Genomic DNA, 13,864 nt, shown 5'->3' with positions numbered 1-13,864 from the left:
ATCGAGAGCATTCCGACGATAACCCTCACGGTAACGCCTTGTTCAACGATTACCGTTCATGTATAACGGTATTCGTCGCTTCGTTCAACGTTGAACGACCAATCTGAGGAGAAGTCGATGAAGACACAGCACCGGCGCCGTTCCCGTGAACGGCGTCTCTTCCGAGCCGCCCGCCCGCTCACCGCGGTCGCGGCGCTCACCATCGCGGGTCTCGCGCTCGCCGGCTGCACCGGGCAGGGCTCCGGCGGAGGCGGGGGTGATGAGACCGACGCCTCGGGCAAGGTCACACTCGACTTCTGGAACGGGTTCACCGGCCCCGACGGCCCCGCCCTCCAGAAGGTCATCGACGACTTCAACGCCTCGCAGGACGGGGTGGAGGTCACCGCGAACATCATGCCGTGGGACACCCTCTACCAGAAGGTGCTCACCTCGGTGGCAGGCAACGACGGCCCCGACATCATCGCCATGTCGGCGTCGCGCATGCCGCAGTTCGCCAGCCAGGGCCTGTTCGAGGGCCTCGACGACTACTACACCGACGACGCGCACGACTCCGCGGCCCTCGCCACGGCCGCCGTCGACGCCTCCGTCTACGACGGGGTGAACTACGGCGTCCCCGTGAACTTCACCCCGATGATGATGTACTACAACAAAGACCTGTTCAGCGCCGCGGGCCTCGACCCCGAAGCGCCGCCCACCACCTGGGACGAGCTCGCGACGATGGTGCCGAAGCTCACCGTCGACGAGAACGGCGACGGAAAACCCGAGCAGTACGCCCTGGCCATCGCCGACCACGAGACCGTTCCCGTCATGGCCTCCCTGCTCTGGGGCACCGGCGGCGGCATCACCAACGCCGAGGGAACCGAGTCGACGCTCGCCGATCCGGCCTCGATCGAGGCGCTCGACTTCTGGGTGTCGCTCATCCGCGACCAGAAGGCGACGCAGATCGGCATGTCGGGGGCCGACGCCGACAAGCTGTTCCAGACCGAGAAGGCGGCGATCGAGATCGTGGGCCCGTGGATGACGACCGGCTTCGACGAGGCGGGCCTTAACTACGGTCTCGCGAAGCCACCGGCCGGCCCGAGCGACGAGGCGGTGCTCGCCGACGTGGTGTCGATGGGACTGCCCGCCGGTACGAGCGACGCGAAGAAGGAGGCGGCCTACGAGTTCTTCGCCTACTGGAACTCGGTCGAGGGTCAGACCACCTGGTCCGACGGATCGGGCTTCCCGCCCAACCGCGCCGACGTCGCCGACAAGGTCACCGCGAGCCCGTACCCCGCGATCTTCGGCGCCGAAGACGTGACGAGCGTGTCGAAGACCCTGCTTCCCGGGATCGCCGCCGGTGGCCCGATCATGGAGACGATCTTCAACCCCTCGGTGCAGAAGGCGCTGAACGGCGAGGGGTCGGTCCAGGACATCTTCACCGCCGCCTCGGCCCAGGTGCAGGCCGAACTCGACAAGTGATCCTCGGAGGGCGGGTGCCGACCGCATCCGCCCTCCGGAAAGGCTTCTCCCATGACGACGACGTCGACAGCAGAACCCCGCGTGCGCGCCGAGCGCCCCGACACCTCCCCGCCACGACGGCGACGGATGAGCGTCACGGGCCGGCGCTCCCTCACGGCGTGGCTGTTCCTCACCCCGACCCTGCTCATCCTCATCGCCTTCACCGTCTACCCGATGGTGCAGGCGGCGTACCTGTCGTTCACCGACTACAACCTCATTCGTGCGGCCCAATGGGTGGGGCTCGACAACTACGTCGAGCTGCTCTCCGACGACGCGTTCTGGAACGCCTTCGGCAACACGGTGCTCTACGCCGTCGTGGTCACCCCCGTCACCGTCGTGCTGGCGCTGGCCTTCGCACTCATGCTCAACCAGGCCTTCCTCGGCCGGGCCTTCGCGCGCACCGCGATCTTCCTGCCGTTCATCGTCTCGCTCGGCATCATCGCCATCGCCTGGGCGTTCCTGCTCGACCCGAACATCGGCCTGCTCTCGCACTGGCTGAGCCTCGTCGGCATCGTGCCCGAGCAGGGCTGGCTGAGCGACCCGCGCTACGCCATGGCGGCCGTGATGGTGGTGGGGGTGTGGAAGAACGTCGGCTTCTACATGGTCATCTACCTCGCCGGGCTGCAGTCGATCCCGGTCGACATGTACGAGGCCGCCCGTCTCGACGGCGCAGGTGTGTGGCAGCGCTTCCGCAACGTCACTCTGCCGCTGCTGTCGAACCAGACCCTGCTGGTGTCGGTGCTGGCGCTCATCGCCACCTTGCAGGCCTTCGACCAGATCTACGTCATGACCCGGGGCGGGCCCTTCTTCCGCACCGAGACGCTCGTGATGCTGGTCTACCGCCAGGGCTTCCAGGAGCTCCGCTTCGGCTACGCCTCCGCGATCTCGTTCGTGCTGGTGCTGTTCGTGTTCGTGCTGTCGATGGTGCAGTTCGGCTACCTCCGACGGAAGCAGGTGACCTACTGATGGCCACGACGATGCTCGACCCCGCTCCGCCGAGGCGCCCGAACCCCTCACGCCCCGCACCGGCCAGGAGCCGCGCCGCCACCTCCCGTCGCGCGGCGAGCTGGCTGCTCGCGATCACCTCGATCGCCATCGGCCTGCTCATGCTGCTCCCGATCATCTGGATGCTCTTCACGGCGTTCAAACCGGAGAGCGACATCGTGAGCGCCCCGCCCACGCTCTGGCCGCGCGAGCTCACGCTCGAGCACTTCTCCGAGGTGTGGGAGCGCATCCCGTTCGCCCGCCTCTACGTCAACACCATCGTCTTCGCCGGCAGCGTCACGATCATCTCGCTGCTGTTCGACTCGATGGCCGCCTATGCGCTCGCGCGCCTGCCGTTCAAGGGGCGTGCGGTGGTGATGGTGCTCATCCTGCTGCTGCTCATGCTGCCGTTCCAGGTGACGCTCATCCCGCTCTACGACATGCTGAACGGGCTCGGGCTCACGAACACGCTGCCGGGTCTCATCGTGCCGCGCATGACGAACGCGTTCGGAATCTTCTTCCTCACGCAGTTCTTCCTCTCGCTGCCGAAAGATCTCGAGGAGGCAGCGCGCGTCGACGGGGCGAGCGAGTGGCGCATCTACTGGGGCATCATCCTGCCGCTGTCGCGCCCAGCGCTCCTCACGCTCGGGCTCTTCCACTTCCAGTACAACTGGAACGATCTGCTCTGGCCGCTCGTCATGTCGTCGTCGGTCGAGACCTCGACGCTTCCCGCCGGCCTCGCCCTGTTCATGGGTCAGCACGTGGTGGAGTACGGCCTGCTCATGGCCGGTTCGCTCCTCGCGATGCTGCCCGTCATCCTGTTCTTCCTCCTCATCCAGCGCAGCTTCGTGGCGGGCATCGCCACCACGGGGCTCAAGTAGACGAAAGGATGCCGCGTGAGCGACACCCCCTGGTTCCGAGACGGCCGCCTGCACTACGGCGTCGGCATCGAAGACACCTTCATCCCGCAGGAGGCCCTCGGGCACCGCAAGCTCGACGAGTACGAGCTCACGCAGCACTACGCGCGCTGGGAGGGCGACCTCGAGCTCGTCGCCGAGAGCGGCGCCGAGTTCCTGCGCTGGGGGATCCCCTGGTACCTCGTCGAGCCGCGGCCGGGCGAGTTCGACTGGTCGTGGATCGACCAGGTCGCCCGGCGCATGCGCGAGCTCGGTCTGCGCTGCATCGTCGACCTCATGCACTACGGCACCCCGCTGTGGCTCGAGAACTCGTTCCTCAACTCCTCCTACCCCGAGCGGGTCGCCGCCTATGGTCGGGCGGTGGCGGAGCGCTACAGCGACGTGTTCACCGACTTCACCCCGCTCAACGAGCCGCTCGTCAACGCGGAGTGGTGCGGTGAGAACGCGAAGTGGCCGCCGTACCTCTCCGGGCACGACGGATTCGTCACGGTGACGATGCAGCTCGCTCGCGGCATGGTGCGCACCCAGCAGGAGATCGCCGCCGTGCATCCCGCCGCCGCCTTCGTCCACGTCGACGCCGGGTTCCTCTACCGCGGTGAGGGCGAGTCGCCGCTGATGTCGCGCGAGCTGCTGGAGGAGCGGCGCTTCGTTGCCCTCGACCTCATCACCGGGCGGTTCGACGAGAACTCGGCCCTGCATCCGTGGCTGACCTCCCACGGGGTCACCGAGGCCGAGCTGCAGTGGTTCCGCGACAACCCCGTCGTTCCCGACGTGATCGGCGTCAACTACTACCCCCACTTCACCACCGGCGAGTTCGTCGACGGGGTGCTGAAGCCGGTGCACAACGACGGCGGGGGACTGCGCACCCTCATCGAGCTGTACTCCGAGCGCTACGGCCTGCCGATCGCGGTCACCGAGACCTCGCTCGTCGGCAGCCCCGCCGAGAAGATCGCCTGGATGCGCGAATCGGCCGAGGTACTCGCCGAGCTGCGTCGAGACGGTCACGACATCGTCGGGTTCACCTGGTTCCCGTTCTTCTCCATGGTCGACTGGCTGTACCGATTCGACCAGCTGAAGCCCGACGACTGGATGCTGCACTTCGGCATCGTCGACCTCGTGCGCGGAGCCGACCTCGGCCTCGAGCGCGTGCGCAACGAGGCCTTCGAGGTGTACCGGGGGCTCGCGGAGCAGGCTCGCCGAGGGTGACGCGCGAGCGGCCGGCCACTGCGCTCCACGGATAGTCGGAGGTGTATCGCCCACTGTCGCTGGACTGGTGGTAGGTACAGAGGTACGATCCCGACACGAGAAAGGACGCACCCCATGTCCGACACCACGAACACCGGCTCAGACCCCTTTGCGAACGCCTCGGGGCCCGAGAGCCACTCCATCACCGACTGGACCGATCTCGGCCGCGAGATGTGGTCGTATCTCACCGGTCGCGGCGCCGCGGTCAACTACAGCTTCATCGACATGACGGTCGAGGTTCCGCGAGACATCGGTCCGGATGCGCCGCGAGCGACCTGGAAGCTGAACGGCACCCTGCGGGTCACCACGAGCGACGACCAGGCCGCCGGCTCCGACCCGCACCGCGGCAGCTGAGGGCGGTGCCGTCATGGTCCGGCTCGACATCGACCTGACGTTCTCCGAGACCGAGCGGGGCTCCGGCGACGACGCCGACCCCACGCCGTTCGAGGGCACCATCACCGCCTCGGGCACCGAGGTGCGCATCGTGGTCAGCGACCCCTCGAGGCTTCCCGGCAACGGCAGGCGCTCGCTCGCCGAGCTCACCGTCGTGGCGGAGGCGCTCGCAGCACGCGGCATCTCGGTGCGGCTCGACGGGCCCGACGGGCCCATCCTGCAGCTCGGTGAGGTGCGGAAGAGCCGCCTGCAACGGCTCGTCACGGGCTCGCCCCACATCAGGCTGGGCTCCCTCGCCGCCGTCGCACCGCTGCTCGTGCGGCGCAACACCGGTCGCGCGCTCACCTTCCCGGTGCCGCCCTCCACGCCGCTCCCGCTGGTGCCGACGGTGAACCGCTTCGTGCGCCGCAGGGTCACCACGACGCACTACCTGCCGGGCTCCGGGCGCCCGCGGCTCATCTTCGTGATCGGCTCGGAGAACTGGGACGGGCGGCCTCCGCGTGAGTTCGACCTCCTTCCCGACCGCACCGTGATCGGGTCGGCTGCCGACGCCGATCTGCGGCTCGACGGCCTCGCTCCGTACCACGCCGAGGTGCGCCACGAAGACGACGACGAGTACGTGCTCTACGACATCGAGCCGACGGGCGGCGGGCACGCGCGCGAAGACGGCCCGGTCGGCGGCAGGCCGCCGCGGGGACGCATCCTGCGCACGGGAGCGCGGATCGATCTGGGCGAGTGGAAGCTCGCCTACTTCCGCGAGGAGTTCGCCGACCACGGCCGGCCGTACGGCGGTCGTCTCGGCGGCGAGCTCTCCCGCCAGCGCAAGCAGCCGCCGCGTGGTGGCCCGTCGCCCCTCGGCGGCCGGGTCACCGACCCCGACTAGAACAGAGGCCGGCTCGCCCGCCCGACGCGATTGCCCACCGCAAGTGCGGTGCCGATCGCGCCGAGCGTGGCGAGCGTGAGCCCCGCCACCATCGGCGTCGTCGCGATGTACAGCACCCCGCCGATGGCGGGGGTGCCGAGCGGCACGAACGGCGGCTGCGACGAGACGAACGACCCTGACGAGTCAGCCGGCTGGTACGCCCCGCCCACCGTCGTGTAGCTGAAGGAGAAGCCCGACGACACGGCTGCCCACCAGGTGACGATGCCGGCCACCAGGAGCACCACCGAGACGATGCCCATCACGTCGAGCTTCGAGATGCGAGTCATGCGCTCATCCTAGACACCTGTCGAGCATGCGGTGATCAGGATGCGCGGCCCGGGCATTGCACCGAGGTTGCGTCGCGCAATCCACCCACCCCGAGGCGCCCCGCTTCGGCACACTGGAGTCGTGAGCGAGCATCCCACCCCAGCGGCGACACCGTCGGTGAGTGCGCGTCGCGTGCCCGGCTGGCTGATCGAGGTCGCGCGACGGCCGCTCCGCGTGCGCCCCGACCGCATCCCGAGGCCGCTCGGCGCGGTCGTCGTGGTGCTGTGGGCGGCCTGGATCGCGATCGCCCTCGCCCTCCTCGTCCCCGGCCTCATCGAGCCGTTCGGCGACGACCCCTTCGGCGCCGACTCCTTCCGTGCCGCCACGGCCGGGGTGGGGGAGAACGGTCGCTTCCTCGTGGTGTGGAGCGTGCTGCTCGGCACGAGCGCACTCGTCGGAGCCGCCGCGGTGGTGCTGCTGCTCCTGCGCGCGCGGCCGCGGGCCACGGTGGGCGCGGCGTTCGTGGCCTTCGTGTCGTCGCTCGCGCCCGTGTTCTTCCTCGTGACCGCCGGTGCGTTCGCGGGCCTCGCGGTCACCCTGCTGCTCGCGGTGGCGGCAACCGTCCTGGCGGCCGTCGCGGGCGGGCGCGCCACCGCGGCGATCGCGACCGAGCGCGCTGAGCACGCCGAGCGCGCTGAACTCGCCGAGCGCCCTGAACGAGCCGAGCGCGCTGAACTCTCCGAGCGCCCCGAACGAGCCGGGCGCCCCGAGCGCCCCGACGGCCACCCGAGCCCCCGCCCCCGCACCCTCTTCGTCGCCCTCGCCGGCCTCGCGACCGCGTCGACCTGGGTGCCGCTCGCTCTCGACGGCTACACCAGCGAGATCCCCCTCTCCCTCGTCTCCTCCTACACCGTGCTCGGGGTGACCGCGGTCGCCGTCACCGGCTTCGTCACCCTCTCCGGTGTCGCCGCCGCGGCGGAGTCGGCGAACTCGACGGCGGGCAGCCTCGACCGGCGTGCCCTCCCGCCGGTACTCACGGCGGCGGTGCTCGCCGCTGTCGCGGTGCTGCTTGTGCTGCGCTTCGGGCCGCTCAACGAGGTGTTCGGCGAGCTCGAGTCTGAGCTGTGGAGTCTCCGCACCTGGAGCTCCTGGCCCCACGCCCTGCTGCTCGCCCTGCTCATCGTCGGCTTCGCCCTGCGCTCGACCCGTCGCCCCTTCGCCGCGCGGGGCCAGCGCGCCGTCACGGTGATCGTCACCCTCGCCGCGGGTCTGTCGAACCTGGTGCTGGTCGGCGCCGCCGTCGTGCTCTTCGTCGTGCTGTTCGTCACCGGGTCGATCACCGACCCCTCGTCGCAGCTCGGCTGGATCCACCTCGCCGGCCTCGTCGTCGTGCTCGTGCTCCTGCCGCTCGCCGTGCTGTCGCGCTATCGCGGCACCACGGGGCGGGTCGGTGCCGTCGTCGGCCTGGTGTATCTCGTGCCGATGACCCTCAGCCTCACCCTCCAGCTGCGCGACACCGAGGTGCCGGCGTTCTGGGCGTCGCCCACCCAGGTGGTCGTGCTGCTCGTCGCCCTCGTCGTCGTCGCGTTCGTGGCGGGGGAGGTGCGCCGTGCGCGCGGCCTCCCGCCCCTCCTCGACCGCGGCATGCTCCTGCGCCTCGCTGTCATCCCGGTGGTGGCCATCCACGCCGGCGAGCTGCTGCCCGCCGTCTGGTCGGACGCGCTCGACCGACCGCTGGTCGTCGTGCTGTCGCTCGTCGCGTTCCTCTTCCTCAGCCCGGCCCCGGTGGCGGATGCGCGCACCACCGCCCGCAGGCTCGTCGCGGCCAGCGCGCTCCAGCTGGCTATCCTCGGCACCTTCGCCACGACGATCGTGCTCGACTACGACGCCGAGATGTTCACCGTGGTCGCCGTGATCTGGCTCGCCGTGCCGGTGAGCGCCGTGCTGGTCTGCCGGGTCGTGCCGACGGCTCCGCCCTCAGCTCCTGGAGAGCACGACCTTGCCGATGCTCCGCCCCGACTCGACGATGCCATGGGCCTCGGCGAGCCCCGCGGCGTCGATCGGCGTGATGACGCGGGTGACGGTGCTGCGCACGGCCCCGGAGTCGACGAGCTCGGCCACCGAGTCGAGTAGGCGGTGCTGTTCGATCCGATCGGCGGTGCCGAAGGTCGACCGGGCGAACATGTACTCCCACGAGAACGAGAGCGCCTTGGGCTTCAGCGCCCCGACGTCGAGCCCCGTGGGGTCGTCGATCGCCACGATGCGGCCGAAGGGCTTCAGCACCTCGACGAACAGCTCGAGGTTCTCGCGGGTGCGCTGCGTGCTGAACACCCAGTCGACCCCCTCGGGCGCCACCTCGGCCAGCTCCGCGGCGAGGTCGCCGCTGTGGTCGACGACGTGGTCGGCGCCGAGCCCGCGCACCCACGACACCGTCTCGGGGCGCGACGCGGTGGCGACGACTCTCGCCCCGGTGATCGTCTTCGCCAGCTGCACGACCATCGACCCGACACCGCCCGCTGCGCCCAGCACGAGCAGGGTGCCGCGGGAGTCGCGCCCCAACCCGAGCTGGTCGACGAGTCCCTCCCAGGCCGTGATGCTCGTGAGCGGCAGGGCGGCGGCCTCGGCGAACGACAGCGTGCGGGGCTTCCGCCCCACGATGCGCTCGTCCACGGCGTGGTACTCCGCGTCTGTGCCCTGGCGCACGACGCTGCCGGCGTAGAACACCTCGTCGCCCACCGCGAACAGCTCCACCGCCTCGCCCACGGCCACGACCGTCCCGGCCGCGTCGTACCCGAGCACCCCGCCGCCCTCGGGCGGGGTCGCGCTCGCCCGTCGCTTGACGTCGACCGGGTTCACCGACACGGCCTCGACCCTCACCAGCAGGTCGTGCGGGCCCGGCTCGGGCACCGCGAGCTGCGCGTCGACGAAGGCGTCGGATGCGCTGAGCGGCCCCGCCGCCGGGTACACCACAGCGCGCATGGTCGCCGGCACCCCGGGCGCCACCGTGCCCGTCATGCCACCAACTCCGCAAGCGCCTTCTCGATGCGGCGCTGGCGCGTCGCCGCGGCCTTCGCCCCCTCCACCGAGAGCACGATGCGCCGCTTGTTGCTGTACGACAGCGCGGCGAACGCGGCTGCAGCATCCGCATCGCCCGCCAGCGCAGCGGCCAGATCGGCCGGCACCTCCACCTCGCGCGGCTGTTCGTCGACCTCGACGTCCACCTCGACGGTGTCGCCCGCACCGACTCCCGCCCCTTCCCGGTTCTCGGCGCTCAGCGCGATGAGGAACCGGCCCGTGTAGAACACGATCGAGCTGCGGTAGCTGTAGTCGCCGATGGTCACCACCACCGGGATGCGTCTGCCCCGGTCGAGCGCCTCGACCACGCTCTCCGGCACCGGGATGCCCGTGTTGTTCTTACCGCTCGCGAGAATCGTCGCCGTGAACCTCATACGCCCAGTATGGACGAGACTCCCGACGAGCCGAAGGGCGGGGTCAGGCGGCGATGCCGCGCGCGTCGAGGGAGTCCTGCACGATGGTGAGGCCTGACAGGCCGGGCATCTTGGCGATGTGGGCGTCGATCTTCGCCGCCTCCTTGCGGCCGTCCGGCCCGCCCATGATGTGGCCCATCACGTGCTTGACCTCCTCGTCGCTCATGATGGTCGAGCCGACCGGGCCCCAGAAGTTCTTGAGCGCGAAGCGGGCGAAGACCTGGGCCTTCTTGCTCTTCTCGAGGCGCTCCCTGGCCTGGGTGGCGTAGAAGGCGACGTGGCGCGACTCCTGCTTGGCGATGCGCTTCAGCAGTTCGGCGAGCACCGGGTGGTTCTCCAGCGCGGCGAGCCGGTTGTAGGCGGCGACCGCCGACCACTCGTTCGCGGCGCCCCAGATCATGTGCACGGCGATGAAGCCCGAGCCCACGATGTTGCCGAGCAGCGACTGCTTCACCGGGTCGAGGCGATCCTTCCAGCCGAGCTTCAGACGGGTGGCCTTCAGCTCGTCGAAGTCGACGATCACGTCGTGCTCGGCGAGCACCGCCGCGAGGGCCTCGCCGTGCCAGAACTCCTCGCGGTTCCACATGGTCATGAAGGCGGTGACGTCTTCGTCTTTGTGCGAGGGGGTGACCAGCATGTCCCGCAGGTAGCACACCGTGTGGTACTCGACGTCGCACATGTAGCGGAGGCTGCGCAGCGTCGACTCGGGGAGCGGTTCGTCGCGGAAGACCGAGAAGTCGAGGTCTTGCCAGGCGACCTTGGTGGAGGTCTCGGTGTACTTGTCGATGTCGAATGCCATGAGAGTCTCGGTCGTCAGCGCTGGTCGCTGCCGTTCGACCGTTCTCCTTCCTCGGATGCCTCGGGTTCGGCGGTCTTCTGCTTGTCGCTCAGCACCGCCAGGTTAGCGGGGAGCACCTGACGATCGGATGAGCGCCTGGTCCAGTCCTCGACGGTCCATTTCGTGCGCTGGGCGTGCCGGTAGAGCTCGGTGTCGGGGTTCACCACGGTGGCGTTGCCGACCAGCTGCAGCCAGGCGACATCGGCGAGCGAGTCGCCGTAGCCGTACGACTGGGTGAGGTTCGCGCCGTGCTGGGCAGCGTACTCGCGGAGCCACGCGGCGCGCGCCTCGTCGACCAGCGGGGGAGTGGCGAGGTAGCCGGTCATCACGCCCTTCGAGGCGTGCATCTCACCCGCGACGATCTCGTCGAAGTAGGGGGCGAACGGCTCCGCCGCCGAGCGGGTGGCGCCGGTCACGAGAACCGTTCGATGGCCTGCCGCGCGGTGCTGCGCGACCCGGTCGAGCGCATCCGGGATCGCCCGCGAGAGCATCGCCGCACCGAACTGCCCCTTCACGAGGCGCTGCAGCTCGTCGACGCGGATGCCGCGGTAGCGCCGCACCAGGGTGCGGATGAACTCGCCGCGGTCGCGGTGGTCGACCCGCAGATACTTCGGCACGTTGAGCATGAGCGAGGCGAACTCCTGCGGCCACTGCGCCTTCGGGATGAGCGCGAGGCGCACCCAGAGGTACTGCTCGACCAGGTTCGACTCGACGACGGTGCCCTCGAAGTCGAACACGGCGAGCACGTCGCTGCGCACGGGGAGTGCGCGCTTGGCCCTGGCGCGGCCGGCCGGCCGGTTGGCGTAGGCCTTCGTGAGCCCCGTGATCGAGGGGAAGTGGGTGTTCTGGAAGTAGTCGTGCCAGTCGATGTCGACCACGTCGAAGCCGCGGTCGGCCTTGAGCTCGGCCGGGATCGAGTTGTGCAGCGCCAGCGCGTTGCGGTCGTCGAAGATGAGCTCGGTCTGCACGTAGGCGCGGTAGAGCTCGGCGAAGTAGCGCAGCTGCTGGAGGCCGCGTTGGCGCTGGTGGAGGGTCTGCGTCCAGGCCCGGGTGCGGGTGGTGGAGGGCATCCGCGCCACCGCGCTGTCGGCGGCGTCGGCGAGCCGCTCCTGCAGGCGCAGGGTGCGCTCGACCGAGCGGCCGCCCGGGAAACGCCAGGAGGGAACCTGGATGGGCCCGTCGTCGTGCGGCATGGGGTTCTTGGTGAAGAACTCCTTGACGTTCTCGTACATCGAGTGGAAAGGCAGCGGGTTCCGCGCCCCCGAGACCACCTGGTAGTAGTTCGGCTCGTCGACCGGCGCCGGGGTGACCGCCGCAGCGAGGATGGCGTTCACCACGAAGTCGACCGGGATGACGTCGAGGATCGAGTCGGGAACGCCGGGGAACTCGGGCAGCTGGCCGCGGCCGTAGGCCATGATGAGCGGGTCGGCGACCTTGAAGCCGTCGAGCCAGCCGGGAACCGGGTGCCGCAGCGCGCTCTCGATGATCGACGGGCGCACGATCGACAGGCGGTGGCCCGCGGTGCCCCACAGCTCCTCGGCGGCTCGCTCGGCGAAGGCCTTGGTGAGGGTGTACACGTCTGTCCAGCCGAGCGACTCGGCGCGGATGCGGCCGTGCTCGACCAGTCGCTTGGTGACCCATTCGATACGGGCGGCCTCCGCATCCTGAGCGACCGCCTGGGGGCCGACCTTGCCGAGCTTCGAGCGCGACTCGGCGAGCAGCCTCTTCAGCACCTCGGGCTGGCGCGAGGCCATCTCGACCCGGCGGCGGGCCGACTTCGCCGCCGTGTTCTCGGCACGCCAGTCGATCTCGTGCGCGAGCGGGGCCTCGAGCGAGACGCCCTTGCGCATGCCTGCGACGTAGGCGGTGGAGACGTGCACCACGTGCGGGTCGCTGCCCGAGGCGAGGAGGGCGCCGTAGATGCCGGTCGCTCCGTCGACGTTGGTCTGGAACGCCTCGTCGATGGGCGGGTCGAAGGAGACCGTCGAGGCGGAGTGGATGACCACGTCGATGTCACCGGGCAGCTCGCCGGGATTCGCGAGGTCGCCCTGGATGACGGTGAGCCGCTCCCGCACCGCACGATCGACCTCGCTCTCACCGACCTTCTCCCGCCAGCTCTTGAACACCGGCTTCTTCAGCAGGGTCTGCAGGCGCGCCTCGCCCGTGGTGCGCGACTTCGGCCTGATGAGCAGCGACACGCGGGTGTCGGGGTGGGTGGAGAGCAGGCGCTCCAGCACGGCCTGGCCCACGAAGCCGGTGCCGCCGGTGAGCAGCACGTGCGAGGAGCCGAGGGTGAAATCGGGGTTCGCGGGCTGCGTCTCGGTGCTCGGGGTGGTCTCGGTCATCCGTGCGTTCTGCCTTCTGTGGTGGTCGTGGTCGTGGAGTTCGGGGTGGGCTTCGCCGCACCGCGTCGCAGGGTGTGCACGACGCCTGCCGCGCGCCGCCCGAGCCGTCTGGCCAGGGCACCTGCCCGGCCGGCCGGGTCGAGTGCGGTCGACCTGGCGTCGCGCACGAGGTGCAGGGAGTCGAGCCCGGGGAGCTCGCGCACCCGGGTGTCGACCTCCTCGGCGAGGGCGGCGTCGAAGAGGTGTTCGTAGAAGAAGCGGGTCTCGGATGCCGGGAGGCTCGACGCGCCGATCGGCCACTGGATGCGCGGCAGCCCGCGTCGCGCGAGGGAGCGCGCCCCCTTCGACTCGGCGAGCCGGCGCAGCGAGTCGGCCTCCACGAACTCGCGGTGCCTCGCCTTCACCGTCTGAACGCGGTCGAGCAGGGCGACGAGGGCCGGATGCGGGTCGAACGCGGCGAGGCGGCGGTACGCCGACTCGGTGATCCACTCGTCGACCCCCACCGAGGTGAGGTGGAGGGCGATGACGTCGGTGCCGATGGAGTTCGCGCGGAACGACTCGATGATGGGGGTGGCCCGCTCGGCGACCTCGAGCATGAAGGAACGCACGCGGGGGAGCTGCTGGGCGGCGAGGGGGTCGCGGCCGTGGGCGGCGACGACCTGCTCGAAGGCGTCGGCGATCCAGTACTTCTCGAACGCCCAGGTGGTGAGGAAGGCGGTGACCCGCGCATCCTTGTGCGTGGGCGTCACGAGCACGTTCCGCAGGTAGGTCATGGTCGAGCGCTCGAGCTCGCGGGAGTAGGCGAGCAGGCGCACCGTCTCGGGCCGGAGCGGGGTCTCGGCGAAGGCGTCGAAGTCGATCTCGGAGCGGTGGGTGCCCACGGCCGTGCGAGCGAATTCGCGCACGTCGAAGCGGGCCCCTGCAGGCTCGTCGACGTTCATCGTGTGCTCTCCGGACAAACGCAG

12 protein-coding genes are annotated in these 13,864 nt (G+C 69.9%); 6 read left to right on the top strand and 6 right to left on the bottom strand.

Going from position 1 to position 13,864, the window contains the following annotated elements:
• The first annotated feature begins 117 nt into the window (after positions 1–117).
• From ABFY20_RS11870 to ABFY20_RS11845, 6 genes are all read left to right on the top strand, one after another.
• Positions 118–1,461 (top strand): ABC transporter substrate-binding protein, encoded by a 1,344-nt coding sequence (locus ABFY20_RS11870; RefSeq protein ID WP_368496455.1) that lies wholly within the window; start codon positions 118–120, stop codon positions 1,459–1,461.
• Between the two features lie 51 nt (positions 1,462–1,512).
• Positions 1,513–2,466: a carbohydrate ABC transporter permease gene (locus ABFY20_RS11865; RefSeq protein ID WP_368496454.1), complete on the top strand. Its 954-nt coding sequence runs from the start codon at positions 1,513–1,515 to the stop codon at positions 2,464–2,466.
• The gene (locus ABFY20_RS11860) at positions 2,466–3,365 is read left to right on the top strand and encodes a carbohydrate ABC transporter permease (protein WP_368496453.1); all 900 of its coding nucleotides are present in this window, start codon (positions 2,466–2,468) and stop codon (positions 3,363–3,365) included. The genes ABFY20_RS11865 and ABFY20_RS11860 overlap by 1 nt, the downstream gene beginning before the upstream one ends.
• Before the next feature lie 15 nt (positions 3,366–3,380).
• The gene (locus tag ABFY20_RS11855) at positions 3,381–4,607 is read left to right on the top strand and encodes a family 1 glycosylhydrolase (protein ID WP_368496452.1); all 1,227 of its coding nucleotides are present in this window, start codon (positions 3,381–3,383) and stop codon (positions 4,605–4,607) included.
• A 114-nt stretch (positions 4,608–4,721) separates the two neighbouring features.
• Positions 4,722–5,000 (top strand): hypothetical protein, encoded by a 279-nt coding sequence (locus ABFY20_RS11850; protein ID WP_368496451.1) that lies wholly within the window; start codon positions 4,722–4,724, stop codon positions 4,998–5,000.
• A gap of 13 nt (positions 5,001–5,013) precedes the next feature.
• Complete coding sequence (locus ABFY20_RS11845; RefSeq protein ID WP_368496450.1) at positions 5,014–5,922, top strand: FHA domain-containing protein; 909 nt, start codon at positions 5,014–5,016, stop codon at positions 5,920–5,922.
• Here the strand turns inward: ABFY20_RS11845 and ABFY20_RS11840 are convergent.
• The 6 genes from ABFY20_RS11840 to ABFY20_RS11815 all read right to left on the bottom strand — a co-directional run bounded on the left by ABFY20_RS11840 (position 5,919) and on the right by ABFY20_RS11815 (position 13,840).
• Complete coding sequence (locus tag ABFY20_RS11840; RefSeq protein WP_368496449.1) at positions 5,919–6,248, bottom strand: hypothetical protein; 330 nt, start codon at positions 6,246–6,248, stop codon at positions 5,919–5,921. The genes ABFY20_RS11845 and ABFY20_RS11840 overlap by 4 nt on opposite strands.
• Before the next feature lie 1,957 nt (positions 6,249–8,205).
• On the bottom strand, positions 8,206–9,243 hold the full coding sequence (locus ABFY20_RS11835) for a zinc-binding alcohol dehydrogenase family protein (protein ID WP_368496448.1): 1,038 nt from the start codon (positions 9,241–9,243) through the stop codon (positions 8,206–8,208).
• Positions 9,240–9,677: a YdeI/OmpD-associated family protein gene (locus tag ABFY20_RS11830; protein WP_368496447.1), complete on the bottom strand. Its 438-nt coding sequence runs from the start codon at positions 9,675–9,677 to the stop codon at positions 9,240–9,242. The genes ABFY20_RS11835 and ABFY20_RS11830 overlap by 4 nt, the downstream gene beginning before the upstream one ends.
• A 43-nt stretch (positions 9,678–9,720) precedes the next feature.
• Positions 9,721–10,515 carry a ferritin-like domain-containing protein gene (locus tag ABFY20_RS11825; protein WP_368496446.1) on the bottom strand — a complete coding sequence of 265 codons (795 nt, stop codon included), beginning with the start codon at positions 10,513–10,515 and terminating at the stop codon, positions 9,721–9,723.
• Positions 10,516–10,529: 14 nt separating this feature from the next.
• On the bottom strand, positions 10,530–12,899 hold the full coding sequence (locus ABFY20_RS11820; RefSeq protein WP_368496445.1) for an SDR family oxidoreductase: 2,370 nt from the start codon (positions 12,897–12,899) through the stop codon (positions 10,530–10,532).
• On the bottom strand, positions 12,896–13,840 hold the full coding sequence (locus ABFY20_RS11815; protein ID WP_368496444.1) for a hypothetical protein: 945 nt from the start codon (positions 13,838–13,840) through the stop codon (positions 12,896–12,898). The genes ABFY20_RS11820 and ABFY20_RS11815 overlap by 4 nt, the downstream gene beginning before the upstream one ends.
• Positions 13,841–13,864 lie beyond the last annotated feature (24 nt).

Origin of the sequence: Herbiconiux sp. A18JL235, from assembly GCF_040939305.1 — a bacterium.
GTDB lineage: Bacteria > Actinomycetota > Actinomycetes > Actinomycetales > Microbacteriaceae > Herbiconiux.
This window is presented reverse-complemented; position numbering and strand designations above follow the sequence as displayed.

What these genes read in the sequence shown, in the direction of transcription:
- ABFY20_RS11860 (WP_368496453.1), top strand. Translation starts at nt 2,466, where the DNA reads ATGGCCACGACGATGCTCGACCCCGCTCCGCCGAGGCGCCCGAACCCC.
- ABFY20_RS11825 (WP_368496446.1), bottom strand. Translation starts at nt 10,515, where the DNA reads ATGGCATTCGACATCGACAAGTACACCGAGACCTCCACCAAGGTCGCC.
- ABFY20_RS11830 (WP_368496447.1), bottom strand. Translation starts at nt 9,677, where the DNA reads ATGAGGTTCACGGCGACGATTCTCGCGAGCGGTAAGAACAACACGGGC.
- ABFY20_RS11840 (WP_368496449.1), bottom strand. Translation starts at nt 6,248, where the DNA reads ATGACTCGCATCTCGAAGCTCGACGTGATGGGCATCGTCTCGGTGGTG.
- ABFY20_RS11835 (WP_368496448.1), bottom strand. Translation starts at nt 9,243, where the DNA reads ATGACGGGCACGGTGGCGCCCGGGGTGCCGGCGACCATGCGCGCTGTG.
- ABFY20_RS11850 (WP_368496451.1), top strand. Translation starts at nt 4,722, where the DNA reads ATGTCCGACACCACGAACACCGGCTCAGACCCCTTTGCGAACGCCTCG.
- ABFY20_RS11815 (WP_368496444.1), bottom strand. Translation starts at nt 13,840, where the DNA reads ATGAACGTCGACGAGCCTGCAGGGGCCCGCTTCGACGTGCGCGAATTC.
- ABFY20_RS11865 (WP_368496454.1), top strand. Translation starts at nt 1,513, where the DNA reads ATGACGACGACGTCGACAGCAGAACCCCGCGTGCGCGCCGAGCGCCCC.
- ABFY20_RS11870 (WP_368496455.1), top strand. Translation starts at nt 118, where the DNA reads ATGAAGACACAGCACCGGCGCCGTTCCCGTGAACGGCGTCTCTTCCGA.
- ABFY20_RS11845 (WP_368496450.1), top strand. Translation starts at nt 5,014, where the DNA reads ATGGTCCGGCTCGACATCGACCTGACGTTCTCCGAGACCGAGCGGGGC.
- ABFY20_RS11820 (WP_368496445.1), bottom strand. Translation starts at nt 12,899, where the DNA reads ATGACCGAGACCACCCCGAGCACCGAGACGCAGCCCGCGAACCCCGAT.